Raw genomic sequence first — 25,737 nt, 5'->3', positions numbered from 1 at the left:
TTTTTAGACGCCGGTCCTGCCCGTTGGCTGGATAAAGTTTTCTACTCCGGACAGGCTGCGGAAGCAAAGGCCGTTTTTAATGCCTGTAAAGACCTGCCGGGAATCAAGCACTCTTGATCCGGCCAGATAGTCGATTCCCATGCGGCCCAGGCAGCAGGCCATGGGGGTGCTTGGACCCATGAGCACCCTGATGCTGCCTGTATCACACAGGTTCAGTATCCCGGCCAGGGAACCGTTTAAAAGCGTGGTGGCGGTAATTGCCACAAGCTGAGCCCGGGGCAGAATCCTTGGCATTTCAGTGCTGGGCAGGTCAAAATCCCTGGGCCTTTTTTCCAGGACCCAGAAGTTCTTGAAGGCGTTTTTTATTTTACTGACAAAGGGAAAATGCCCTATCACCGCCACGTTTTTCCCCTGTCCAAGCTCCAGGATAAGCTCCTGGGCTTTGGCCTGAATTTCGCCGCGGCGACTGTTGAGGATACAGTTGGCAGAAGCCAGGGCAAAAGAGGCCTGCACAGTGTCCTGGTTTTGCAGCCCAGGCAGAAGCTGGTGCAGGGACTGGTTCTGGCCTGGTTCATGTCCTGAATCCAAAGGGACGTCGTCCAGGGGAACCCTGGAGCATATCCCCGCACCCTGCTCAGCCTGTACACCCACCAGGAGCTGTCCCTGCACAAGTTCTCTCACGGCACTGTCCGGGCGGGTGCGGGCCTCGTGAACGATTTCGCTTATGATCTGCTGCTGGGTGATCTGCATTTACAGCTCTCCAGACCCCAAAAAGGGGGTCCTTGCTTAAAAGAAGTTTGCGGGGCTTAGTCAGACAAGGTTCAGAATAAACAATTTTCAGGTTCAGGACAACAAAAACAATGGGTATATCTTTACATCACCGGTTTTATGAGATATAAGGCACTTTTTATTCAGGAGCAGCTTCTGAAATTAAAAGCAGCAATATGCCTGTTTTTGCATGCAGGCTTAGAACCTCCGGCCGGGACCGGAAAAAAAGACGGTTGCCATGCTGGAAAGGGGGCGTTGCCCCTTTTAAATCATCCAACAGGAGACCCACGTAATGAACCAGGCTGACATTGATTCTTTCAGAGAAATTCTCAGGAAAATGCGGCAGGACATCCTGGAACAAGGCGAAGATACCCTGGAGGACATGACCGGAGAACGGGAAATGTACGCTGATCCTGCTGACAGGGCTTCAGCCGAATCAGACCGGGCCTTTACCCTGAGACTCAGGGACCGTGACCGCAAGCTTATCAAAAAGATCGACGAGGCCCTGGAGCGCATCGAAGACGGTACATACGGAGAGTGCGAAGACTGCGGTGAAGATATCTCCAAGCCCAGGCTCAAGGCCAGGCCTGTAACCACGCTCTGCATCAAATGCAAGAGCAGGCAGGAGCAGCAGGAAGCCCTGCACGGGGATTAACAGTCCCGGGCGCAGACCTCTCTTTTTTCCACCAGGGCTTCTTTCTGACCTGTACAGAGAGAAGCGTGCCTGAAAATACAACCCGCAGTCCTCTTTTTGCCGGCTGTTCAAGCAGATGCCAGGGAATGCAGCCGGCCCGGATGATCTTTTATGGAGGCCAATTTTTTCCGGTTCGCAGTCCAGGAGCTTTTTGACAAGGTTCAGGGCGTTCGCATTGAAAAGGTATATATGCCGGGCAGGGATATCTATACCCTGGACATGGGCAAAAGGGGCAATCTGATCCTGGCCTGCTCACGCAAACAGGGTTTTTTCACCCTCTCCAGCACAAAGCCTCCCAATCCTTCAAAGCCTCCGGCGCAGGCCATGCGGCTTCGCAAACACATCAAAAACAGGCGCATCCTGGACATGATCAGTATGTGGCCTGAAAGGCGCATCTTCCTGCGCCTTTTTGCTGCTGATCCGGTTTGGCTTGAACTGGACCTGGTCAGGGGCTTGAGCGTGGTGGATGATCCCGGGGTTTCTCCGGAAGACAGTATTGCCTGGCCTGACCTGGAGTCTTTTTTTGCAGACAAAGAGATCTGGAAAACCCACCCCCAGCTTACTCCTCCCCTTAGACAGGAACTGACCCGGCGCAGCCCGGATGAGGCCGGGCGGCTTCTGCAGGATCTGGCCGCAGGCCGGCCCGAGGGATTTTTCATTTGTGAAAAAGGCCCTGACAGGCTGGGCCTTAGCTGCTTCAGGATCACGGACAGCGACACCTGCCGGGAGTTTGACTCCGCCCTTGAGGCTTGTGCAGCTTTTGCAGAACCTGGGCTGCAAAGTCTCCTTGATGCGCCCATAGAAAAGGCCCGGGAAAAAGAGGAGAAAAAAAAGAACAGAAAACTGCAGAAAAAAATGCAACAGATCCAGGAAGACCACAAGCGTCTTCTGGAGATGACAAAACTTGAGGACCAGGGAAAAATTATCCAGAACAATCTCTACCAGCTGGACCCGGAACAAAAAACCGCCGGCCTGAGATTAAAGGATCACCATGGCCTGGAGCATGAACTGGAGCTGGACCCTGGCAGAACCGTCCGGGAGAACATGCAGTGGTTTTTTAAAAGGGCCAGGAAGGGCAAAAGGGGCCTGGAGGCGGTATCCAGGAGAAAAAATGAGCTTGCCGGCCCGGAGCTGGGAAGCCATCAGGCTGATGCCTCCAGACAGGAAAAAGAGTCCAGGCAGGCGCAGTCTTCAGATTCCAGAAGCGATCTACACAGAAAGGCCCATGTATTCAGGTCCAGTGACGGGTATACCATACTCAGGGCCAAAAACAGCCGGGTGGCCGGGGACCTTCTGCGGAAGTACGCTTCATGGTTCGACTACTGGCTGCACTCCCAGGACGGACCCGGGGCGCATACAATATTGAAGCGCCGGGGCAGGGAGGAATCTGTCCCGGAAAGGACCCTGGAAGAAGCAGCTGTTCTGGCGGCTCTGGCCAGTTTTCAGAAAAATGAGGGCAGGGCCCGGATAATGTGCGCCTTAGTCAAGGATGTAAAGCCGGTTAAAGGTGCTGCGCCGGGCCGGGTCAAAGTGGACAGGGTGTATAAAAGTCTTGTGGTGGAGCCGGACCCGGACCTGGAAGCAGGGCTTAAGGTGGACAAGAGCTGAGCAGGAGGAACCTGCGTACTTTTCTGGAGCAAAAAATGGAAGAAAGCATGCACAAGGCCTTTGACGAGCTGCAGGAAAAGGTGGACTCCCAGGCCCTGCAGGACTTCGGTCCGGAGGTGTACAGGCGCTGGAAAAACCCGGATTACATGGCCAGGATGCAGAACCATGACTGCATGGCCGCAGTGACCGGGTCCTGCGGCAACAGGGTGGAAATATACCTGGTTCTGGAGCAGGAGGTTATTGCCAGGGCAACTTTTTTCAGCGAGGGATGCGGGTCAAGCGTGGTCTGTGCTTCCATGACCTGCGAACTGGCCCGGGGCAGGACCCTGGATCAGGCCCTTGCGCTCGGGGCTGGAGACGTGATGCAGGCCCTGCCCGGGATGCCCGGGTCCAAGAAACATTACGCAGCCCTGGCAGTAAAGGCCCTGCACAGGGCCATTGAAACATGCGGATAATAGAGGCAAACGCCTTTTTAATCAGGTTCGGTGCTTTACGGTTTTGATTAATCGCGCCACTGGCGCAATCATGTCCCGGTTTACCAGACCCTGGCTCTTAGCCAGGCGTTTTCCCTGTTTCTCCCCAATCCTTCATCCCTAAATCCCTCAATTCCCCAATCCCTAAATCCCTGAATCCCTGAATCTTCGATCAGGCGCTTTTGGCCTCCTGCTGGTAAAAGAGCAGGGGGTCGATGCCCTTTTCCACCACTTCCTTGTTGATAAGGCACTCCTGTACTCCCTGCAGGGACGGCAGGTTGTACATGACGTCCATCATTATGGATTCCATGACGTTGCGAAGTCCTCTTGCTCCGGTCTTTCTTTCCAGGGCCTTGGCAGCAATGGCCCGCAGGGCGTTTTGAGTGAACTTGAGGTTGATATCGTCCAGTTCGAACATCTTCTGGTACTGCTTGACCAGGGCGTTTTTGGGCTCGGTCAGGATGCGCACCAGGTCGTCTTCTGTAAGTTCTTCCAGGGAGGACACCACGGGAATGCGGCCCACAAATTCGGGTATGAGCCCGTACTTGATCAGATCAGCCGGATGGGCCATGCTGATGAGCTCATTGGGGGTGGCCCCGAACTGGCTGCCAAGCTCTGCACCGAATCCCATGCTGCCCTTCTGAACTCTTTCCCGGACTATCTTGTCCATCCCGATAAATGCGCCCCCGGCAATGAACAGGATATTGGAAGTGTCCATGCGGATGAATTCCTGCTGGGGATGCTTGCGTCCCCCTTTGGGGGGGATATTGGCCTCGGTGCCTTCGATGATTTTTAAAAGTGCCTGCTGAACTCCTTCCCCGGAAACGTCCCTGGTAATGGATGGACTGTCCGACTTGCGGGCTATCTTGTCTATTTCATCCACGTAGATAATGCCCTTGGACGCGGCCTCCAGGTCATAGTCAGCGTTCTGCATGAGCTGAACCAGGATGTTTTCCACGTCTTCGCCTACGTATCCGGCCTCGGTGAGAGTGGTGGCGTCGGCTATGGCGAAGGGCACCTTGAGCACCCGGGCCAGGGTCTGGGCCAGCAGTGTCTTGCCAGATCCGGTAGGGCCTATAAGCAGGATGTTACTCTTGTCCAGCTCCACGTCGTCTTTTTGTTTTTTTATGTAGCGTACACGCTTGTAGTGGTTGTAAACCGCCACCGCCAGGAGCTTTTTGGTCTTTTCCTGGCCCACCACGTAGTCATCCAGGGCTTTTTTCAGTTCTGAGGGCGGCAGCAGGGTATCGCCCTCTTCAGTCTCCTCGGCATGGTCCTGTGCGATGATTTCATCGCACAGGGAAACGCATTCATTGCATATATAAACATCCGGTCCGGCAATGAGCCTGTCCACCTCGTCCTGGGTCTTGCCGCAGAAAGAACAGCCAAGGTCGGAAACGTAGGGCTTCTTTTTCTTGTTGGCCATGAGTCACCTCTGATTATTCTAATTTGCTCTCATCTTAATTTATTTGCCTGTTTTGTCAATTTCGGATCTTGATGTGAGCACGCTGTCTATCAGTCCGTAATCCTGAGCCTCCTGGGCTTCAAGGTAATAATCCCGGTCAGTGTCGTGTTCGATTTTGGCCAGGTCCACTTTGGTGTGGTGGGCCAGGATGTTGTTCAGCTTGGATTTGAGACGGATTATTTCTTTAGCCTGGATATCGATATCCGTGGCCTGACCCTTGAACCCGCCCATGGGCTGGTGAATAAGGATGCGGCTGTGAGGCAGGGCGTAGCGCATACCACTCTGGCCCGCGGCCAGAAGCAGGGCACCCATGCTTGCGGCCTGTCCCAGGCACAGGGTGGCCACCGGGGCGGAAATGTACTGCATGGTATCGTAGATGGCCAGACCTGCAGTAACCGATCCCCCCGGGGAGTTGATATAAAAGTTTATCTCCCTTTCCTGGCTCTCGGATTCCAGAAAAAGGAGCTGGGCGCAGATGAGGTTGGCCACGTGGTCGTCAATGGGAGTGCCCAGAAGGATGATGCGGTCCTTCAAAAGCCTGGAGTACAGGTCATAAGCCCGCTCCCCTCTGCCGGTGCTCTCTATGACCATGGGTATGTTATAGCTCATTTGAATCTCCTTGATTAAAAATCGGGCGTACACAAAAAAACTTAAATAAGTGCAAAGATGCTGCAGATAAAGAGTCGTAAATCAGAGCCAGTTGTCAAGCCTGCATTGCAGCTTTTTGATTTTTTGCCTGCCACGCGTCCTGCCACGCGCTTCGCGCGCTTCGCGTGGTTCGCGTGGTTCGCGTGGCAGACATGACTCTTCGCTGGTTGCATCTGCGCATGGGCCAGCCTGGACTTTTCAGCGGCCGGGTTTTCATGGGTCTGCCTTTGAATATAAACCTGGCCGTGTAAGCCTGCTGTCTGCGAAAACCTGCTGTACCCGCAGGGTTCTGCCCATCCACAAAACTGCCTGCAGCCTTTTTTTGCGGGAAGCAGTTCCAGGTTACTTGGAGGCAGTTTCCTGTCCGCCCTCTTCACTTTCCTGGGGAGGGATCAGGTTGACCTGGGCATTTTCGTAGATGAAGTCCATGGCCTTGTCCGCCAGGAGGCTGTCCTTGAGGGCGAACATGAGGTTGTTGTCCTGGTAGAACTTTTTTAGCTGGGCCGGATCCTGCCCACCGGACTGGGCCTGCTTCTGGATGTATGCATCCATTTCGTCCTCGCTGACGTCAAGCCCCTCGGCCCTGGCCACCGCCAGCAGGAAAAGCTGGGACTTGGCCATGTCCTCGGCCTCGGGTCTGAACTGCTCTTCCAGTTCCTCCCGGCTCTTGCCCAGGGAGTCCAGGCTCTTGCCCTTTTTTTCCATCTGGGACTGCAGATCGGAGATCTTCTGCTGGATGCGTCCCTGGACAAGGGACTCGGGCAGCTCAAACTCCACCCGGGCCTTGAGTTCGTCCAGGGCCTTTTTCTGGGCCGAGCTCTTGTGCAGCTCTTTGCGGGTGCTCTTGTAGGACTGCTCGATCACTTCTCTTAGTTTTTCCACGGAATCGAAACCGCCGGCTTTCTGGGCCAGTTCGTCGTCTACATCCGGCAGTTTCTTCTCCTTGATGCTGTGCAGGGTGACCTGCATAAGCACCGGCCTGCCGGCCAGTTCCTCGTTTAAGAAATCATCGGGAAGAGGGATCTCTCGGCTCCCGGTCTCGCCGGGCTTGAGTTCCTTGATCAGTTCTTCAAATTCGGGCAGGGCTCCGCCCTCCCCCAGGGTCATCTGAAAGTTGTCCGCCTTGACCCCTTCGATGGGCTTGCCGTTGTCAAAGGCCTCAAAGTCTATGACCACGGCCTCGTTGTCCCTGGGCGGGCGCTCTTCATCTATTACAACAAGTTCGGCCATGTTGTTGCGGATGCGGTTGATGACCTGGTCCACTTCCTCAGCATTGACCAGGACCTCTTCCTCCTCAATGGTGATACCCTTGTAGGGAGGCAGCTCAAACTCCGGGGCAACCTCGAAGCTCACGGAATAGTTGAAATCCTTTTCCCTTTCCAGAAGCCCTGCGTCCACATCTATGCGTGACAGGGGGTTGAACTTCATTTCGCTCATGATCTGGTTGATATGGACGTTTATAAGGTCAGTGGTGGCTTCGTTGTAAATCTGCTTTTTGAACCTGCCCTCTACAACCGATGCAGGCACCTTGCCCTTGCGAAAGCCTTTGAGTTCCACGTCCCTGCTGTACATAGCTGTTGCCGCGGAAAGGGCGGCGTGCACTTCCTCGGTGGGAACCTGTATGTTGATCTTTTTTTTCACTGGGGAAATGTCTTCCACGGTGTATTCCATAATGAACTGACCTCCTTGGGATATCTTTAAAATTTCAGGCGCGGGCAACCCGGACCGGGTGTGTTATTCTATAAAAAAATTTGTCTGGTGCGAGAGGGGGGATTCGAACCCCCACGGTAAAACCGCTGGATCCTAAGTCCAGTGCGTCTGCCAGTTCCGCCACTCTCGCCTGTGATACCATGTTTGTAATAAGGTTAAACATTATATTATAGCCCAGTATCCTGCGGTAGTCAATCAAGCTTTCAGGGCGCTAAATTGATCAGCCTGAAAACTAAGTCGCAACAGGTGATTGTCCAGACCTCCCAGATCCCGGGGGGTATAGCCCAGAACATCCTGCCAGACGTGTTCTGACTCCATGCAGAAATACATATTGGTGCCCATGCCTGCATTTTTCAGTTTCCGGGCCAGAAACCTGAACTGCTTTAGTCTAAGCGGCAGAAGAAGTCTTTTTTTGCCGTCCAGGCCGGTTATGAACTCGTTGTAGATGTAGTCGGCACCGGGGTGGTTATGCATGAGAATTTTTTCCAGTTCCGGCATGAATCTAAAGGAGCCCAGGCTCATGTAGGCGATGTCCCGGGCATTTACATAGTCGAAAATGGTCTCAACGGCCAGGGCGTAACCTTTCTGCCAGCCCGGATAGTGAATGACTGGATCAAAATGCAGACAGATGCGAAAGCCCTGGCGGACACATTCCCGGGCGGCCTGCATGCGCTCCTGCAGGCCGGCTGATCCTTTTTCCTGCAAAGCAATGATTTCCGGCGTGTTGACGGACCAGGCCGGCAGCACCCGGGCCGGGTCCGAGACCCGGGACATCCAGCCAAGATCCACTATTTTGGATTTGAGTTCCAGGCAGATATTGGGATACTGTCCCAGAAAGGCCGCCAGGTCACCGGTATAGCCGGTAATGGCTTCCAGGGCCAGGGAGTCGGTGAATTCACCGGTGCCCGCCCGGAAAAGCCTGTTTTTATCTGCAAGGTGTTCCTCCAGTTCCCGGAACAGGTCCTGCTGATTGGCCCATACCTTGAGCACTCTGTCCTGGAAGTAGGCCTGCAGGATACAGTAGCTGCAGTTCAGGGGACAGTTTTCCCCGATGTGGATGATGCGGTAGCCGCAGCAGTGATACCTGCTGGTGCCGGGGCAAAAACGCATAAAGCGGCCTTTGTAGTTTTTGAGGTAAAGTATGCGCGCTCCCGGGCCATGCTTCTGCAGCTTTTCCTGATAATTCCGGCAGACGCTCCAGGGGATACCGGGCAGGCGCGAGAGAACCCGGGCTGTTATGGGTGAGTGAATGACCTCCGGGTCCACCAGTATATGCTGCGGCGGCTCCAGGTGTGCCGGCAGGCAGGGTTCTCGGGTGTCATTCATGGGGGTATACCGGCCAGGGGCTCAGATGAGTGGAGGATGCAATGCTTTTTAACTGCCTGGAAACCTCCTGCAGTTCATCCCGGTTGTGCACCCGCACCCGGAGTTCCAGGCCGGGGCTTTCAAAATTGTCTGAATGGGTGCAGTTCCAGGCTGTACCGGCAACAAGGCTGTTTATATTTTGCCGGGCTTCGTCCATAAGCCGGAAATATTCAGGGTATGCAGCTCTGCCCAGGCTGTCCAGGATTAACCGGATTTTGTCTTTGGGGCTTAGTTCCCCGGCCAGGATTTTATCCAGGGCCAGCCTGGTGACAACTTCTTCTATGGGAAGGTTTTCAGGCTGTTGAGTCCGCCGCAACAGGTCCAGGAACTTGCGGGCATTGTTCAAAGACCAGGAAAGGTCCTGAAAAAAAGGCAACAGGGTATCCAGGTCCGAGTGGCTAATGTTGGCCAGGTCGGGGGCACAGGTCAAAAGCTGCGGGGTGTGCTGCAGTGCCCCGTCCCACTCATGTGGAAGCCTTGTCCAGGCCTGAAGCTGGCGCTCCTGCCTGGATCCCCGGGATATGCCCAGGAGAAGGTAGATTTGCTGCAGGTCTTTTCCCAGAGGGGAAAAATAGCGCATGGCCCTGACCAGCATCAGAGTATCCGGGATACGGCCCAGATTGCTGGATAAATAGATAAGCCCCTTTTCCCATGGCCCGGGATCTTCAGTCTGCAGGGCGTAAATCTTTTTGCCGAGCTTTTTCAGGCCCTGAAACCTGCTGTAACCGGCTACAAGAGTATATCCGGTGCTTGATTTCTGAACCAGAACCGGCTGAAGCTGTCCCTGGCCCTGCAGGGAATCAAAAAGGGGCTTGGTGCATTCCCCGGCCCAGAAGATGCACGGATCAACATCCAGGATCCGGTCTGGGTCCAGTGTCAAAGGGGTGTATGTGAGCATTTTTTATTTACCTGTATAAGCAGTGTAGTCATCTGCCCTGTTCTTCTGCCCGGCAGCATGCAATTTGCAGCTTGACAACTTTTGATTCATCTTTCAATAGGACAGAATATTTTCCATGCAGAGGCGGATAACTATTTAACTCCCGGGCAGGCAGATGTCCAGTAAGGACCCGGGCCCGGCAGCACCGGTCCCGCGGACACCCCGGGACAAGTCTTGCGGATAATCAAGCAAACATGGCCGCCGCCTGATACCGGGGGCGGACAACAGCACACAAAGGGGGCTAACGCATGCTGGATAAGTTGGAAAAGCAAAGGACCTATGCCCTGGTGGGTCACGGAGGAACAGGCAAGACCTCCATTGCGGAAATGATCCTGTATCAGAGCAAGGCCATCAGCAGGCTGGGCAGTATTGAAGACGGGACCACCAGCCTGGATTTCGAGCCCGAGGAAATCAAGAGGCGCGGCAGCATCCAGCCCGGATTTTTTGTTTATACCTGGGAAAAGAACAGGCACTTCCTGGTGGATACCCCGGGGGACAACAATTTCATCGGGGATATAAGCTATCTTTTAAAGGCAGTGGATGGAGTTGTTTTTGTGGTGGATGCCGTGGACGGAGCAAAGCCCCTGACCAAAAAACTGTGGACCGAGGTCCAGGATGCCGGGCTGCCCGCCCTGGTCATGGTGAACAAGATGGACCGGGAGAGAGCTGATTTCAGGATGGCTTACGACAGCTTGGTCAATCTCCTGGGGATCAAGCCGGTGGTTCTGTATATGCCCATTGGAGCGGAAGCAGACTTTAAGGGGCTTGTGGATGTGCTGGAGGAAAAGGCGTACTACTTTGATCAGGAAGGCAGGCTGACCCCGGGGGACATTCCGGAGGATATGCAGGAATCCGTGGCCGAGATGCGTGAGCTGGCCATGGAGAATATCGCCGAGAGCGACGAAGAGCTCATGGAAAAATACCTTGAAGAGGGCAGCCTGGAGATGCAGGAGCTTTACAGCGGCCTGCGCAAGGGTGTGCTTTCCGGGGAAGTGGTACCGGTATGTTCCGGGGCGGCCCTGGAAAACAAGGGCGGGGCCAAGCTCTTGCAGGCGGTTCAGAGCCTGCTTCCCTCTCCCCTGGAACACCCGGACTGGGAGGGTGAAGACGGCAGACAAAGAAGGTCTCATCCTGAAGAAGAGCCGGCCGCCTTTGTCTTCAAGACCATAACCGACCCCTTTTCCGGACATCTAAGTGTAATGCGGGTGCTCTCCGGCACCATATCCTCGGATATGATCCTGGCCAATCCCGTCAGGGACGAGAAGGAAAAGCTGGGCCAGCTTCTGTTGCTGGAAGGCAAAAAGCAGACACAGTTCAAGGAAGCGGCCGGACCGGGCAGTATAGTGGCCGCAGCCAAACTCAAGAGCACTGTCACCGGGGATACCCTTTGCAGTGAAAAGGACCCCTTTGTGCTTAAAAAGCCCCAGCTGTCGCCGTGCATTCTTTCCTACGCCCTGGCAGCCCAGGAAAAGGGGGAGGAGGACAAGGTGTTCGCCGCGGTGCACAAGCTCCTGGATGAGGATATAAACCTGCAGCTCACCCGCAACGAGGAAACCAAGGACATGCTTCTGTCCGGCATGGGCCAGCTGCATATTGAAATGGCCGTGGAAAAGGCCAGGCGGCGCTACAAGGCCGCGGTGGTGCTCAAGACCCCCAAGATTCCCTACCGGGAGACCATCAAGGGCAAGACCGAGGTCCAGGGCCGCTACAAGAAGCAGACCGGCGGCCGGGGTCAGTTCGGGGACTGCTGGATCAGGCTTGAACCCCTGCAGAGAGGGGAAGGCTACGACTTTGTGGATGCCATAGTGGGCGGGGTTATCCCCAGGACATATATCCCCGCGGTGGACAAGGGCATCCAGGAGGCCGCAGCCAGGGGAGTGCTGGCAGGCTACCCGGTGGTGGACTTCAAGGTCACCCTGTATGACGGTTCATATCACAGTGTGGATTCATCGGAGATGGCCTTCAAGATCGCCGGGTCCATGGCCTTTAAAAAGGCGGTGGAGAAATGCAGCCCGGTGCTTCTGGAACCAATCATGCTGGCCACTGTGTTTGTACCTGACGAGTATATGGGCGACGTCATCGGGGATTTGTCCAGCAAACGCGGCCGGGTGCTGGGCTCGGAGTCGGACAAGGGCATAACCTCGGTGCGGGCCCACGTGCCCATGGCCGAGATGCTGCAGTACGCCCAGGATCTGCGCTCCATGACCGGAGGTCAGGGGACATTCACCATGGAGTTTGCCCATTACGAGGAATGCCCGGGTCCCATAGCGGAAAAGGTCATTGCCGAAAACAGCGCCCAGGAAGCATGAGACTCAGAAGTCAGAGGGCCGCGCTGACCACGCTGTGAGGCGTGGCAGGAAATGGTTGCAGGCAGAAAAATCAAGGAGATATGATGTTCAGCAACTGAAGATACAGTAAACCCGGAGTTACAGTTTTTATCTGCAAAAGCCCCCGGTTTTTCTTTGCTCTGAAGGGAGGGTCACTGCCCGGCTTTCAGCCTGCAAAGAAAGTCCGGGGGCTTTTTTACGTTGTCACGAACTTGTTTTTTTTTTATAAATAAGATACATTTTTTTGTTAATTTGAAGTTATTCCAAGGCCCGGGAAGCCTGCAGGGCCATGATGAAATCTGGTTTATTTGGAGTGTAAATGTCTGAAAAGGATGATTATGTTACCCTGACCCCCCTGGGAGGCCTGGGTGAGATCGGACAAAACTGCATGGTCCTGGAGACGCCCGGGACCATGGTTCTCATTGATTGCGGGCTCATGTTCCCGGATGATTTCCTGCTGGGTGTGGATGTGGTCATACCCCGCTTCGATTATGTACTCAAAAACAGGGAAAAACTTAAAGCCATTATCCTCACCCACGGCCATGAGGACCATATAGGTGCTTTGCCCTGGCTTCTGCCCTATGTGGACGCCCCTGTATACGGTTCGCGCTTTACCCTGAAGCTGGTGGAAAATAAGCTCAGGGAGTTCAACCTCCTGGAATACACCCGCCTGGAGGTGATGGACCACAAGACCCCCCTGCAGGTCGATGACCTGACCTTCAATTTTTTTCAGGTCTGTCATTCAATTATTGAGGGCTTCGGCATCGGCATTGAGACCCCGGTGGGCAGGATTGTGCATACAGGGGATTTCAAGCTGGACCCGGAGCCCCTTGACGGACACTTTACCGACCTGGAGGCATTTGCCGGTTTTTCCCGGGAGGGTGTGCTTCTGATGCTTTCCGATTCCACCAACGTGGAACGGGAGGGTTACGCCCTTACCGAGAGGGAGATCAAGGACTCCCTGGGCAAAGTGTTTGCCGAGGCCCGGGGCAGGATACTGGTTACCCTTTTTTCCAGTCATATTCAGAGGATGCAGGAGATATTCGACCTGGCCATGGAGCATGGGCGCAAGGTGGCTGTGAGCGGTAAAAGCCTGGCTTCCAACATAGAAATGGCTATGGAAGAGGGCTTCATGCGGGTCGGCTCAGGAACATACTGCACCCTGGATGAAATCTCAGGAGTGGAAGACTCGCGAACGGTGCTGCTTCTTACAGGGTCCCAGGGAGAGCCCCTTTCCGCCCTGACCCGGCTGGCCCTGGGGGAACACCGCCAACTCAAGGTCAAGCCCGGGGACACGGTGCTCATGTCTTCCAGGATAATTCCCGGCAATACCAAGGCCATCGCCAGGGTCATAAACAATCTCTACCGGCTGGGCGCGGAAGTGTTCTACGAAAAGGTACGGGCCATTCACGCCTCGGGGCATGCCCACAAGGAAGAGCTCAAGACCATGCTCAAAACAGTCAATCCCAGGTTTTTTATACCGGTGCACGGCGAGTACCGGCACCTGTTCAAGCATGCCGCTCTGGCCAGGGAATGCGGGGTGGCTCCCGAAAGAAGCCTTATCGTTGAAAACGGCCAGCCGGTGACCTTTTTTCAGGACAGTATCCGCCTGGAAGACAGAATTCCCTCGGATTCCACCCTTGTGGACGGCAAGGGAGTGGGCGATGTGGGGCATACCGTACTCAAGGAAAGGCATATCCTGGGGGGTGAAGGCCTGGTGATCGTGGTCATGGTCATAAGCGAAAGCACCGGGGAACTGGTCATGGGCCCCAGAATCCTCTCCAGGGGCTTTATTTTTGAACAGCAGTACGACCATATCCTGGAAGACGCCAAGTGCCTGCTCCTGGATGTCTTTGAAAATGTTCCTCCGGGAGAAAGCAGGAAGCTGGAAGAAAAGATCCGTTCCACCCTGCGCAAGTTTTTCCGCAAGATCCTGGGACGTGATCCCATAGTGGTCCCCCTGGCCATCAAGGTTTAGCCGGGGTTCATTTCAGGGCTGATCAAGGGCCTTTATACCTGCGGAAAAATTTTTCCAGGCAGTCCAGGTAGCTCTCCCGGCTCTCTTTGTACCCTGAGTTGTGGTCCCCCTGGATTTCCAGAAAATACCTGGGTTCCAGAGCCTCGGAGTACAGGGCCCGGCCGTGCCTGTAGGGAACGATCTCGTCCTGGGGGCTGTGGATGACCAGCACCGGGGCGGAAAAGTCCTGCAGCTTGGAGCGGGTGTCGTAGCTGTACCTGGCCAGAAGTTTTACCGGGAGAAAAGGCATGAGATCCCGGCCCAGTTCCGGGATACTCTGAAAGGTGGATTCCAGGATTACTCCGGCGGGCTTCTGGTGTACAGCCAGTTCCGCTGCCACAGCACCTCCCAGGGAGCGGCCCATGATAAAGATTTCACCCGGGTCGTAGCCTTTTTCCCGCGTAAGATGATTCCAGGCGGTCTGGACATCAGTGTAGGTGCCTTCTTCGTCCGGAGAGCCGCTGCTTTTACCGAAGCCCCGGTAGTCGAAGATAAAAACGGACATGTCCAGGGAATGCAGAAAATCCAGGGTGGTCAAACGGTGGGAAATGTTCCCGGCATTGCCATGACAAAAGAGCACCACCCCCTTTTCTTCTTTTGCCGGGACAAACCAGCCGTGAACAAGGACATCGTCCGGGGTGTCCAGGTAGACTTCCTGATAGTCAAGGCCGATATCCCCCGGGCTTGCCACCAGTTCCTGGTGGGGGACATAGACCATGCGGGACTGAAATATATAGGCGTATCCCAGAAATATCAGGTAAATAACCGCGGCTACACCCAGGGCTGTACCAAAAAATTTGAGCATAAATCCACCTTTGATGAAGTGATCTTTTAAAACCAGTTCCCAAGCAGACGTCTCAAGGGCCCGGCCCCCGCCGGAAGGCGGGCTGCTTTCAGGTCCATATACGAATGGTCCGGCGTCTGCCACGGCTGTTCATTAATATCTCCGGCCAGGCTGATCAAGCGCTGGATGCGGTCCTCGGTGCGGGGATGGGTCAAAAGAAAGGAGGGCAGGCCATACTTTTGTCCGGGCCGCATAAACCGGTCCAGCCAGGACCGGGTGGTGTACTCAAGCTTGGCCAGTGCCCGGGCCAGGCCCATGGGATCATTGGTAAGCATGGCCGCGTCCATGTCCGCATCGAATTCCCTGGTTCTGGACAGGGAAAGCTGCATGATGGTGCTCAGGGTGGGGGCAAAGATGAGCAGGAAGATTATCCACCAGGATATGTGATAATCCTGCGTAAGGATCAGGGGAAGGTTCAAAAGAAGCAGAAACTGCCCCGTGAGAGAAAGCAGCCCCGTGACCCTGTTGGCGGCTTCAGCCAGGTTCATGATCCATATATCGTTGTTGCGGACATGGCTGATCTCATGGGCCATAACTCCCAGGATTTCCCTGTAGCTGAGGCTTCTGAGCATGCCGTCTGTGAGGGCTATGGCTGCATTTTTCTTCTGGCCTACGGAAAAGGCATTCACCACCGGGCTGGGAATATAAAAAAGCGCCGGCTGAAAAGACAGTCCGGCCCTGGAGGACAGTTCCCGGGTCATGGTGTGCAGCCTGGGAGCGTGACTGTAGTCAAGCAGGCGTGCATTGTGCATTTTCAGTACTGCCTGCGGTGAGATGCGCGAAGTGATTATGACCACGGCGGTCCCGATGATAAAGGCCCAGACAATCCCAGGCCTGCCGGCTATAAGCCAGCCCAGCAGGCACAGGATAACCGCCATGCCGGTCAGGATGAGCACGGAATGCAGCAGATTTAACCATTTGTGGCTTGTGTAGGTGTTGATGTTCATTTACCCTGCCTTTGTAATTAACCTTAAAAAACAAACCATGCGAGTGGATTCATGAAGATAATGCCCATGCCCCAGGATTTGCCTGAACCGGTGCTGACCCCCAACGCCAAGACCGTACTGTCCAAGAGGTACCTGCGCAAGGGCGATGACGGACAGCCCCTGGAGGATTTCAAAACCATGTTCTGGCGAGTAGCCGCCAGCGTGGCCGGTGAGGAGGATAAATACCAGGAATCGTCTTACAACAGCCTGGACCTGGGCCGCAGTTTCTATCAATTACTGGTGGAAGGCAAGTTTTTACCCAATTCCCCCACCCTTATGAATGCCGGGACCGATCTGGGACAGCTGGCGGCCTGCTTTGTCCTGCCGGTGGGCGATTCCATGGACGAGATTTTCGACAGCATCAAGAACGCCGCCCTGATCCACAAGTCCGGGGGCGGAACCGGATTTTCCTTTTCCCGACTGCGGCCCAAGGACAGCCGGGTGGGTTCCACTGGGGGAATCGCCTCGGGGCCTTTGTCCTTTTTAAAGATTTTTAATACAGCCACGGAGCAGGTCAAGCAGGGCGGGACCCGGCGCGGGGCCAACATGGGTATTCTGCGGGTGGATCATCCGGATATCATGGATTTTATCCGGGCCAAGGAGCGCGACGGAGAGCTGAACAACTTCAACCTCTCAGTGGCCCTGACCGAAAAATTCATGCAGTCCGTGGAGTCCGGAAGCGATTATTCCCTGACAGCACCGCAGAACAACCAGGAAACAGAAAGGCTCAATGCCAGGGAGGTCTTTTCCCTGCTGGTGCACAAGGCCTGGGAGTCAGGCGATCCCGGAATAATTTTTCTGGACCGCATCAACAAAGACAATCCCACGCCGGGACTGGGGGAAATGGAAAGCACCAATCCCTGCGGGGAACAGCCCCTTCTTCCTTACGAAGCCTGCAACCTGGGCTCCATAAACCTGGACAGGTTCTACTCCCCCACGGCCGAGGGCGGCATCGACTGGGAGGGACTGCGAGAAGCCGTGCACTTGAGCGTGCGTTTTCTGGACAATGTAATAGACCTGTCCAGGTATCCGCTGGAGCGCATTACAGAGATGGTGCACAAGACAAGGAAGATCGGCCTGGGAGTAATGGGATTTGCAGATCTTTTGTTTCAGCTCAGGGTGGCTTACGACAGTCACCGGGGGCTGCAGCTGGGTGAGAAAATAATGGAGTTCGTGCAGCGCGAATCCAGGTCCGCCTCCAGGATACTGGCCCAGGAAAGGGGGCCTTTTCCCGAATACGAACATTCCATTTACGCCAGGCAGAACCTGGGACCATACCGCAATGCCACCACTACCACCATAGCACCCACAGGCACCCTGTCCATCATTGCCGGATGTTCCTCGGGCATCGAGCCCATTTTCGCCCTTAGCTTCACCCGCCAGGTGCTGGACGGGGAACGTCTCCTGGAAGTTAATCCGCACCTGGAAGAGGCCCTGAAAAATACCAGGAGCTACAGCGACAAGCTTATGGAGGATGTGGCCAAAAAGGGCAGCATCAAGCAGATGGAGCATCTGGACCAGGACCTAAGAGATGTTTTTGTAACCGCCATGGACGTGCCCGCCCAGTACCACCTGAAAATGCAGGCTGCTTTTCAGAAGTATACGGACAATGCTGTATCCAAGACGGTCAACCTGCCTTTTGATGCCACCCAGGAAGATGTATGGCAGATTTACTGGATGGCTTACGAAATGGGCTGCAAAGGGGTGACGGTCTACCGTGACGGATGCCGGGCGGAGCAGGTTCTGAGCACCCAGGACGGGGAAAAGGCCAGACAGGACCGGGCCTCGGGCAAGAAAAGCATAAGGGAAAGGCCGGAGGTGGTGTACGGGTTCACCCAGAAGGTCAAGACAGGCCTGGGCGAGCTTTATCTGACGGTCAACGAGGTGGATGGCAAGCCTTTTGAGGTCTTTGCCACCATAGGGCGCTCAGGGCGTTCCATTACGGCCAAGGCCGAGGCCATCGGCCGGCTGGTTTCCCTGGCTCTGCGCTCGGGTATAGATGTAAAGGATGTGGTCAAGCAGATCAAGGGGATAGGGGGAGAGCACCCGGTTTTTCAGAAGAAGGGGCTTTTGCTGTCCATCCCGGACGCGGTGGGCTGGGTTTTGGAGAACCGGTACCTGCAGGGCCACAGTTTTAAATCGGACATAAACGGACTTAACAAGCCCAGTTGCCCGGAATGCGCTGCAGAGCTTCTTTTTCAGGAAGGCTGCTTTGTATGCCAGGCATGCGGCTATACCAAGTGCGGGTAATGATACAGGTAAAACATCTGTCCCACTCCTTCGGCCGCTACTGGGCCCTGAAGAACATCAGCTTCTCCCTGGACAAGGGCGATTTTCTGTTTCTAACCGGGCCTTCGGGGGCGGGCAAGACAACGCTGATGCGCATACTGCACGGCAGTCTGCCGGTGCAAAGGGGCATAGCTTCCATAGCCGGGTTTGACCTTAAGTCCCTGCCGGAAAAAAGGCTTTACCAGCTGAGGAGGCAGGTGGCCATCGTCTTTCAGGACTTCAAGATCCTGCCCGACGAAACTGTCTGGGACAACGTGGCCCTGCCCCTGCAGGTCCGGGGCATGGTGCCGGGTCAGGTGCACAAAAGGGTGCGCGCGGTGCTCAGGAGCCTGCGCCTGGACAACAAGTCCTGGTGCCAGTGCAGGGAAATATCAGGTGGAGAGCAGCAGCGGGTGGCGGTGGCCAGGGCCGTGGTCATAAACCCCAAGGTCCTTCTGGCGGACGAGCCCACGGGAAACCTGGACAAAAAACTGTCCATGCAGCTTGTGGAGGTCTTCAGGCAGTTCCACCTGCATGGCACTACCGTGGTTCTGGCCACCCACAACGAGGAACTCATCAACTCCCTGCCCGGGGCCAAGATACTCTGTCTGCGCGAAGGTGCTGAAGCCGGCTGCAACTGGGAGTCCGCGGAGGATTAGACATGCGCGTTTTAGCCAGGCTTTTTATGCAGGGGCTGGCCAATCTGGGCCGAAACAGGTGGGCGCAGTTCTTCACTTTGAGTACTGTCGCCTTTACCTCGTTTATGGCCGGGATTTTTCTGCTGGCCCTCTACAACGTGCATCTGACGGCCCAGAGTACGCAGGAGGATATACAGTTTCAGGTCTACTGGGATTCAGGTCATCCCCAGCAGGAAGTTCAGGAGCAGTGGGAGGAGATAAAGTCCTGGGATATAGGCGGAATCAACACCTTTACCCCGGACGAGGCGCTGAAGTCCCTGGCTGAATCCATTTCCGGGGACATGGATGTCAGCTACCTGTCCCGGGAAAACCCTCTGCCGGCAACAGCCCTGGTGAAATTTTCCCTGGAAGGGGAAAACAGCCGGGACCGGGCTCAAAAGATGCGCAGCAGGCTTATGGACCTGCCCGGGGTGGAGAGGGTCAGCTACAACCCGGTTCAACTGGACCTGGCCAGGACCTGGGTGCGGGTCAGTTCCGGCATATTCTGGCCCCTTATAGGGCTTATGCTGCTCATTACCGGGCTGGTGGTGGCCAACACCCTGAAGCTGAACCAGATGCAGCGCAGGGAGGAAGTGGACATTCTGGCCCTGGTAGGAGCCAGCGGCAGGTATATTCAGTTTCCCCTGCTGGTGAGCGGGGCATTGCAGGGTTTTCTGGGAGGGGTTATTTCTCTGGGGTTGCTCAAGCTCCTGCATCTGACCCTGGAAGATGTGCTTTATTTTCCACCGCTTTGGATCAGGATCGAATTTCTGCCCCTGCCTTCTGCCCTGGCTATTCCGGGGGTCCTGACCCTGGTGGGCATTCTGAGCAGCTTCCTGGCGGTGAGGGGAAGGCTCAGATAAGTATGCAGGATTTATCCCAGGTGCTGAACCTGAAGCTGGCCGGGCACAGGCTGAAACTAAAAAGGCAGGCCGACCTGGAAACCCTGTGGTCCGGCCTGGAAGAGCCGTCCAGGGACATGGACCAGGAAAGAATCCCCTACTGGGCCGAGGTATGGCCCTCCAGCGTACTTCTGGCCGAACACCTGGACCGCAACCGGGAACTTATCCGGGGAAGACTCTGCCTGGAAGCGGGGTGCGGCCTGGGAGCCACGTCAATACTGGCCTCAAGGCTGGGAGCCAGAGTGGTGGCCGTGGATATGGAGCCCGATGCCCTGGTTTTTGCCAGGCAAAGCGCAAAGGCCAACAACACCCCGGAAGTACTCTGGGCGGGCATTGACTGGAAGCGAGGCGGGCTTAAGAAAAACCTGTTCGAGTTTATCTGGGCTGCTGACGTCTTGTACGAGACCGGCTTCGCCCTGCCCCTGGCGGGGTTTTTCCGGAACTGTCTCGCTCCGGGGGGCCGCATCTGGATAGCGGACCAGAACAGAAATGTGTCCGCAGATACCTGGGCCAGGCTTTTAAGCCAGGGTTTCAAAGCAAAAGAGATTGAAGAGCGAAGGGTAAGCTGGTTCGGTCAAAAGGCCGGGGTGAGGCTTTTAGAGCTTGTGCGGCGGTAAGGCAGCAGCATGAGAAAAACAAAAATGAGCAAGAAATTCAGATTGATATCAGAAAATAGTTTATAAATAGGTAACTATTCACCAAGGCCCGGGGACTTCGCAAACAGGACGTAAAAACTCACTCCTAAGAATCGTAGATCAAAACCTATACACGAGTTTTTAAGCCAGTGTAATTTGTAAAAACTGCTCTAAATCACGTTCGGTGTTTTACGGTTTTGATTAATCACGCCACAGGCGTGACCACGCGTCGTTCAGACAGTTTACGCCCAGTTTGCGAAGCCCCCGGCCCCTGGATATCAGCGGTGCGCAAAGATTGATCAATAATAGTTTCAAGACGTTATAAGCAAGGGAGCAGAAAATGGGAGAAACCATACGTTTCGGAGTATCCCTGGACCTGGATCTTTTGTCCAGGTTTGATCAGCTGTGCTCGGATAAAAGCTACCAGACCAGGTCCGAGGCCATCCGGGACCTCATCCGAAATGCCCTGGTGCAGCAGCAGTGGGAGGAGGAGTCCCAGGAGAATGTGGGCGTTCTTTCCCTGGTCTATGACCATCACCAGAGCGATCTTGTCCAGAAACTGACCCGGATCCAGCACGATGCCCTGGACCTGGTGATAACCTCGCTGCACGTGCACCTGGATCATGACAACTGCCTGGAGGTGCTGATTCTGCGGGGGCCGGGCCGGGATATCCGGCAAACGGCTCAGAAGCTCTCCTCCACCAAGGGAGTCAAGCACGGCAACCTCAACATGGCCACTACAGGTAAGGATTTGCTCTAATGCAGGATGTTCAGAGCGGTATGCCGGAGTTCCCCCTGCCTATAGACAGGGTTGGCGTCAAGAACCTAAAGCTGCCCCTGCTTGTCCAGGACCGCCTGCACGGGCAGCAGCACACAGTGGCGGATGTGGACCTTTGCGTGGATCTGCCCGGAGAGTTCAAGGGCACTCATATGAGTCGTTTCCTGGAATCCCTGAGCCACTGGTCCAAGGTTCTGACCTATGAGAGCATCAAGGAGCTCCTGGCGGAGATCATTCATCGACTGGAAGCCCAGAAGGCCCTTCTACGCTTTGATTTTCCCTATTTTTATTCCCGCAGGACCCCGGTAAGCGGGCATGAATTTTTGATGGATTATAAATCCTTTCTGGCCGGAGAGTTTTCCATGGGGGAGATCAGGATGACCCAGGGAGTGGAGGTGCCGGTAATGACGGTCTGCCCCTGTTCCCTGGCCATCAGCAAGCAGGGGGCCCACAGCCAGAGGGCCTACGTGAAGATCAAGTGCGGCTACAAGGGGCTCCTTTGGCTGGAAGAACTCATCGACACAGGCATGAGTGCCGGATCTTCACCGGTTTATCCCCTGCTCAAGCGAGAGGATGAAAAGTATGTAACTGATGAGGCCTTTGCCAATCCGACTTTTGTGGAGGACGTGGTGCGGTGTGTGGCTTTCAGCCTGAGCAGACATCCCCGGATCATCTGGTATGAAGTGGAGGTGGAAAGCTTTGAATCCATCCACAATCACAGCGCCTACGCCACCATTACCGGCAGAGGAAAGCATTAAAGTCCAGGGTTTGATTTTATCACCTGATACGTGTATTGAAAAAATCCGGTTTCTAAAGAAAATTAAATCAGGAGCATATATGGCCAAGAAAACCCAATCTGCCGAAGATGTGCGCAAGGAGGCCCTGCAGACAGCCATTACCACCATAGAGCGCAAGTATGGACAGGGCTCGGTCATGCGTCTCTCTGACGAGGCGCATCAGGCCATCCCGTCCATTCCCACCGGCTCCATAGGGCTGGATCTGGCTCTGGGTATAGGAGGCATTCCCCGGGGCCGGGTTTCGGAAATCTACGGGCCTGAATCTTCGGGCAAGACCACCCTGGCCCTGCATGTAATTGCCGAGGCCCAGAAAAAGGGAGGGGCAGCGGCATTTATTGACGCCGAGCACGCCCTGGATGTAAACTATGCCAAACGCCTCGGGGTAAAGACCGAGGAACTGCTGGTTTCCCAGCCGGACTACGGGGAACAGGCCCTGGAGATCGCCGACCTGCTGGTGCGCTCCGGGGGGCTGGACGTGATTGTTGTTGACTCTGTGGCCGCTCTTATTCCCCAGGCCGAGCTGGAGGGCAGTATGGGCGAAAGCCAGGTGGGCGGGCAGGCCAGGCTCATGTCCCACGCCATGCGCAAGCTCACCGGGACGATTCACCGCTCCAAAACCTCTCTTGTTTTCATCAACCAGATCCGCATGAAAATCGGTTCCATGGGGTACGGCAGTCCCGAAACCACCAGCGGGGGCAATGCCCTCAAGTTTTACGCCTCGGTGCGCCTGGACATCCGCAAGATCCAGACCTTGAAGGACAAGGATGAAGTGGTGGGTAACCGGGTCAAGGTGAAAACCGTCAAGAACAAGGTGGCCCCGCCCTTCCGGGAGACCCAGTTTGATATACTCTACGGCCAGGGCATCTCCAGGGCAGGGGAGCTTCTGGACATGGGAGTGGAGCACGGGGTGGTGGACAAAAGCGGGGCCTGGTTCGCCTTCGGCTCCGAGAGGCTTGGCCAGGGCCGGGAGAACGTGCGGTCTTTTCTGCAGGATAATGATGAGATCCGCAAGAATATTGAAAACCAGCTTTTGACCCAACTGGGCGTTGTGCAGCCGGAAGAGGAAGCCCAGCAGGGACAGAGCGATTCCCAGGACAGGAGTTGACTGGTGCTAAGTGCAGCAGAGATCAGGGAAAAATTTCTTAAGTTTTTTCAGGACAACCATCATACTGTGGTTCCCAGTTCTTCGCTTATACCAGCGGACGATCCCAGCCTGCTTTTTACCAATGCCGGCATGGTGCAGTTCAAAAAGGTTTTTCTGGGCCAGGAGAAAAGGGACTATACCCGGGCTGTAACCTCTCAGAAATGCCTCAGGGTGGGGGGCAAGCACAACGACCTGGAAAACGTGGGACGAACCAGGAGGCATCACACCTTTTTCGAGATGCTGGGCAACTTTTCCTTTGGTGACTATTTCAAGGAGAGAGCCATAGATCTGGCCTGGACTTTTCTGACCCGGGAGCTGGGACTGGAGAGGGACAAGCTTTTTATTACCATATTTGCAGACGATGACGACGCCCACGGTCTGTGGCAGGAAGTGGCCGGGGTTTCCCCGGACAGGATTTACCGTCTGGGGGAAAAGGACAACTTCTGGTCCATGGGGGATACAGGTCCCTGCGGGCCGTGTTCGGAGGTGCTCTATGACCAGGGAGAAGGCATGTCCTGCGGACCTGACTGCGCCATCGGAGTCTGCGACTGCGACCGCTACCTGGAGATCTGGAACCTGGTGTTCATGCAGTACGACCGGGACCAGGAAGGCAACTTAAATCCACTGCCCCGGCCCAGCATAGACACGGGCATGGGCCTGGAGCGCATCAGCGCGGTCTGTCAGGGGGTATATTCCAATTACGACACCGATCTTTTAAAAAGCCTCATAACGGATACAGCCCGCAAGTCCGGCAAGGAATACGGCCGGGACCGGGATGACGACGTGGCCCTGGCCGTAATCGCCGATCACGCCCGGTCCTCGGCCTTCATGATCGCCGACGGGATCCTGCCCTCCAACGAGGGACGCGGCTACATCCTGCGCCGGCTTATCCGCAGGGCGTTTCGCTTCGGCAGGCACCTGGGGCTGGCTGAACCTTTCCTGCACCAGACAGTGCAGGTGGTGGTCCAGGATATGTCCATGGCCTACCCGGAGCTGGAAAAAGGCCGGGATTTCATGGTCCGGGTCATCCGGCAGGAGGAGGAAAGGTTTTCCGAGACCCTGGAGAAAGGCCTGGTTCTCCTGGAAGAAGAACTAAAGAAGCTGGAATCCCTGCAGGTGAACACCGTGCCCGGGGAAACGGCCTTTAAGCTTTACGATACTTATGGATTTCCCCTGGATATAGTAAACGATATCGCTGAGAAACGCGGATTCAGCGTGGACGAAGCCGGTTTCCAGGAGTGCATGCAGGATCAGCGACAGCGGGCCAGGGCCGCCTGGAAAGGATCCGGGGACGCCGGGCTGGGAGAGGTCTTGAGCAGTCTGGAGGGGGAGTTGCCGCAAACCAGTTTCGTGGGCTACGACCGTCTCCAGGATCAAGGAGAGATAGTGCTTCTGGTGGACCAGGAAGGCCGCAGCAGGGAGGCTCTAAGCCAGGGGGAAAAGGGCTGGCTGGTGGCCTCCAGGACACCTTTTTATGCCGAATCCGGCGGTCAGGTGGGAGACCGGGGGCGCATTCAAGCCGCCCGGGGTCAGGCCATGGTCCGGGACACTCAGGACCAGGCCGCAGGTGTTGTGGCCCATGAGGTGGAGGTAAGCCGGGGAGAGGTGCACAAAGGCGATGTGGTGGATCTGACTGTTGACGAAGGACGCCGGGTGGCCACGGCCAGGAATCATACCGCTACGCATCTGCTGCACCTGGCCCTGCGCCGGGTTCTGGGTGAGCACGTGCACCAGGCCGGATCCCTGGTGGATGAAAAAAGGCTCAGGTTCGACTTTACCCATATCCAGGCCCTGACTGCGGAAGAGATGGAGCGCATCGAAGAAGAGGTCAATGCCGCCATTTTATCCGATTACCAGGTGCAGGTAAGGGTAATGGACTATTCCCAGGCGGTGCAGGAGGGGGCCATAGCCCTGTTCGGCGAAAAATACACGGACAAGGTCCGGGTGGTTTCGGTGGGCAATATATCCATGGAGCTCTGCGGGGGCACGCACCTGGATTCCACGGCCCAGGCCGGGACTTTCTGCCTGGTGAGCGAGTCAGCAGTGGGTTCGGGGATGCGCAGGATTGAAGCCCTTACCGGCTGGGATGCCCTGAACTACTGGAGGGGCATGCGCAAAAGCGTCACTTCCCTGCAGGAGACCCTGAAGGTCGCCCCGGATCAGCTTGTGGACAAGGTCCAGGCCCTACAGGAGCAGATGCGCGAGCTGGCCAGGGAAAACAAGGCCCTGTCCCAGAAGATTTCAGCTGAGCAGGGCAGGGATATCGCCTCGGAAAAGAAGATGGTGGGCCGGGTGCCGCTTGTTGCCCGCAAGGTGGATGTGGGCGACGTGGAAGGACTCAGGAGCCTTATGGATGATATCCGGTCCAAGCTGGATACCGGTGTGGCCATGCTGGGCACCAGGAACAAGGGCAAGCCCACGCTTCTTCTGTACGTGAGTAAAGACCTGCACGAGAACTTTACCGCCCCGGAGCTGATCAAGGAAGTGGCCAAGGAGATCAAGGGCGGAGGTGGCGGACGTCCGGATCTGGCCCAGGCCGGAGGCTCCGATGCCCAGGGCCTGGACAGGGCCATAGAGCGCCTGGAGGAAATACTGGCTGAGCGCATGATGTAACTGTGGTCAGGAATCAGAGATCAGAGGGCAGGAAGTTAATCTCTGCTCTTGCTGTGGTAATGGGCAAAAGAAGAATGCAGT

Annotated in this window: 22 protein-coding genes and 1 tRNA gene; 14 read left to right on the top strand and 9 right to left on the bottom strand. The window is 55.7% G+C overall.

Going from position 1 to position 25,737, the window contains the following annotated elements:
* Window positions 1-3: 3 nt before the first annotated feature.
* Window positions 4-750: a Rossmann-like domain-containing protein gene (locus DTHIO_RS07875; protein ID WP_008869790.1), complete on the bottom strand. Its 747-nt coding sequence runs from the start codon at window positions 748-750 to the stop codon at window positions 4-6.
* A gap of 310 nt (window positions 751-1,060) precedes the next feature.
* Between DTHIO_RS07875 and dksA the strand changes: the two genes are divergently transcribed.
* The 3 genes from dksA (at window position 1,061) to DTHIO_RS07860 (ending at window position 3,525) form a co-directional block, all read left to right on the top strand.
* Window positions 1,061-1,423 carry an RNA polymerase-binding protein DksA gene (dksA, locus tag DTHIO_RS07870; RefSeq protein ID WP_008869789.1) on the top strand — a complete coding sequence of 121 codons (363 nt, stop codon included), beginning with the start codon at window positions 1,061-1,063 and terminating at the stop codon, window positions 1,421-1,423.
* Between the two features lie 150 nt (window positions 1,424-1,573).
* Window positions 1,574-3,070, top strand: a complete 1,497-nt coding sequence (locus DTHIO_RS19710; RefSeq protein ID WP_008869788.1) for an NFACT RNA binding domain-containing protein — start codon at window positions 1,574-1,576, stop codon at window positions 3,068-3,070.
* Between the two features lie 35 nt (window positions 3,071-3,105).
* Window positions 3,106-3,525, top strand: a complete 420-nt coding sequence (locus DTHIO_RS07860) for an iron-sulfur cluster assembly scaffold protein (RefSeq protein WP_008869787.1) — start codon at window positions 3,106-3,108, stop codon at window positions 3,523-3,525.
* A 190-nt stretch (window positions 3,526-3,715) separates the two neighbouring features.
* Here DTHIO_RS07860 and clpX read toward each other — a convergent pair whose 3' ends face one another.
* The gene (clpX, locus tag DTHIO_RS07855; protein WP_008869786.1) at window positions 3,716-4,969 is read right to left on the bottom strand and encodes an ATP-dependent Clp protease ATP-binding subunit ClpX; all 1,254 of its coding nucleotides are present in this window, start codon (window positions 4,967-4,969) and stop codon (window positions 3,716-3,718) included.
* Window positions 4,970-5,008: 39 nt separating this feature from the next.
* Window positions 5,009-5,617 (bottom strand): ATP-dependent Clp endopeptidase proteolytic subunit ClpP, encoded by a 609-nt coding sequence (gene clpP, locus DTHIO_RS07850; protein WP_008869785.1) that lies wholly within the window; start codon window positions 5,615-5,617, stop codon window positions 5,009-5,011.
* 164 nt (window positions 5,618-5,781) lie between these two features.
* Here clpP and DTHIO_RS22680 point away from each other — a divergent pair, with 164 nt between their 5' ends.
* Window positions 5,782-5,907 carry a hypothetical protein gene (locus tag DTHIO_RS22680; protein ID WP_279614619.1) on the top strand — a complete coding sequence of 42 codons (126 nt, stop codon included), beginning with the start codon at window positions 5,782-5,784 and terminating at the stop codon, window positions 5,905-5,907.
* A 91-nt stretch (window positions 5,908-5,998) separates the two neighbouring features.
* Here the strand turns inward: DTHIO_RS22680 and tig are convergent, their stop codons facing one another.
* The 4 genes from tig to DTHIO_RS07830 all read right to left on the bottom strand — a co-directional run bounded on the left by tig (window position 5,999) and on the right by DTHIO_RS07830 (window position 9,629).
* On the bottom strand, window positions 5,999-7,327 hold the full coding sequence (gene tig, locus DTHIO_RS07845) for a trigger factor (protein WP_008869784.1): 1,329 nt from the start codon (window positions 7,325-7,327) through the stop codon (window positions 5,999-6,001).
* Between the two features lie 85 nt (window positions 7,328-7,412).
* Window positions 7,413-7,496: transfer RNA gene (locus DTHIO_RS07840), tRNA-Leu, on the bottom strand.
* 65 nt (window positions 7,497-7,561) lie between these two features.
* Window positions 7,562-8,692, bottom strand: a complete 1,131-nt coding sequence (locus DTHIO_RS07835) for an SPL family radical SAM protein (RefSeq protein WP_008869783.1) — start codon at window positions 8,690-8,692, stop codon at window positions 7,562-7,564.
* Window positions 8,685-9,629 (bottom strand): ParB N-terminal domain-containing protein, encoded by a 945-nt coding sequence (locus DTHIO_RS07830; protein WP_008869782.1) that lies wholly within the window; start codon window positions 9,627-9,629, stop codon window positions 8,685-8,687. Before DTHIO_RS07830 ends, DTHIO_RS07835 begins: the two co-directional genes overlap by 8 nt.
* Before the next feature lie 287 nt (window positions 9,630-9,916).
* On the opposite strand from DTHIO_RS07830, the gene fusA reads away from it, so the two are divergent.
* Together fusA and DTHIO_RS07820 are read left to right on the top strand one after the other, a co-directional pair.
* Complete coding sequence (gene fusA, locus DTHIO_RS07825) at window positions 9,917-11,977, top strand: elongation factor G (protein WP_008869781.1); 2,061 nt, start codon at window positions 9,917-9,919, stop codon at window positions 11,975-11,977.
* A gap of 337 nt (window positions 11,978-12,314) precedes the next feature.
* Complete coding sequence (locus DTHIO_RS07820; RefSeq protein WP_008869780.1) at window positions 12,315-13,973, top strand: ribonuclease J; 1,659 nt, start codon at window positions 12,315-12,317, stop codon at window positions 13,971-13,973.
* A 22-nt stretch (window positions 13,974-13,995) separates the two neighbouring features.
* Here the strand turns inward: DTHIO_RS07820 and DTHIO_RS07815 are convergent, their stop codons facing one another.
* Together DTHIO_RS07815 and DTHIO_RS07810 are read right to left on the bottom strand one after the other, a co-directional pair.
* Entirely contained in the window at window positions 13,996-14,817 is an 822-nt protein-coding gene (locus DTHIO_RS07815; protein ID WP_008869779.1) for an alpha/beta hydrolase, read from the bottom strand.
* 26 nt (window positions 14,818-14,843) lie between these two features.
* Window positions 14,844-15,803, bottom strand: coding sequence for a zinc metalloprotease HtpX (locus tag DTHIO_RS07810; protein ID WP_008869778.1), 960 nt, complete (start codon window positions 15,801-15,803; stop codon window positions 14,844-14,846).
* A 51-nt stretch (window positions 15,804-15,854) separates the two neighbouring features.
* Between DTHIO_RS07810 and DTHIO_RS07805 the strand changes: the two genes are divergently transcribed.
* From DTHIO_RS07805 to alaS, 8 genes are all read left to right on the top strand, one after another.
* A complete protein-coding gene (locus DTHIO_RS07805; RefSeq protein ID WP_008869777.1) occupies window positions 15,855-18,092 on the top strand; it encodes a vitamin B12-dependent ribonucleotide reductase in 2,238 nt (745 codons plus the stop codon).
* Window positions 18,092-18,769 carry a cell division ATP-binding protein FtsE gene (locus DTHIO_RS07800; protein WP_008869776.1) on the top strand — a complete coding sequence of 226 codons (678 nt, stop codon included), beginning with the start codon at window positions 18,092-18,094 and terminating at the stop codon, window positions 18,767-18,769. The genes DTHIO_RS07805 and DTHIO_RS07800 overlap by 1 nt, the downstream gene beginning before the upstream one ends.
* 2 nt (window positions 18,770-18,771) lie before the next feature.
* Window positions 18,772-19,650, top strand: coding sequence for a cell division protein FtsX (locus DTHIO_RS07795; protein ID WP_008869775.1), 879 nt, complete (start codon window positions 18,772-18,774; stop codon window positions 19,648-19,650).
* A gap of 2 nt (window positions 19,651-19,652) precedes the next feature.
* A complete protein-coding gene (locus DTHIO_RS07790) occupies window positions 19,653-20,306 on the top strand; it encodes a class I SAM-dependent methyltransferase (protein WP_008869774.1) in 654 nt (217 codons plus the stop codon).
* A 358-nt stretch (window positions 20,307-20,664) separates the two neighbouring features.
* Entirely contained in the window at window positions 20,665-21,084 is a 420-nt protein-coding gene (gene nikR / locus DTHIO_RS07785; RefSeq protein WP_008869773.1) for a nickel-responsive transcriptional regulator NikR, read from the top strand.
* On the top strand, window positions 21,084-21,860 hold the full coding sequence (gene folE2, locus DTHIO_RS07780) for a GTP cyclohydrolase FolE2 (RefSeq protein WP_008869772.1): 777 nt from the start codon (window positions 21,084-21,086) through the stop codon (window positions 21,858-21,860). Before nikR ends, folE2 begins: the two co-directional genes overlap by 1 nt.
* A 79-nt stretch (window positions 21,861-21,939) precedes the next feature.
* Window positions 21,940-23,004: a recombinase RecA gene (recA, locus tag DTHIO_RS07775; protein ID WP_008869771.1), complete on the top strand. Its 1,065-nt coding sequence runs from the start codon at window positions 21,940-21,942 to the stop codon at window positions 23,002-23,004.
* Between the two features lie 3 nt (window positions 23,005-23,007).
* Window positions 23,008-25,656: an alanine--tRNA ligase gene (alaS, locus tag DTHIO_RS07770; protein ID WP_008869770.1), complete on the top strand. Its 2,649-nt coding sequence runs from the start codon at window positions 23,008-23,010 to the stop codon at window positions 25,654-25,656.
* The last annotated feature ends 81 nt before the right edge of the window (window positions 25,657-25,737 follow it).

It is taken from the genome of Desulfonatronospira thiodismutans ASO3-1 (assembly GCF_000174435.1).
GTDB lineage: Bacteria > Desulfobacterota > Desulfovibrionia > Desulfovibrionales > Desulfonatronovibrionaceae > Desulfonatronospira > Desulfonatronospira thiodismutans.
This window is presented reverse-complemented; position numbering and strand designations above follow the sequence as displayed.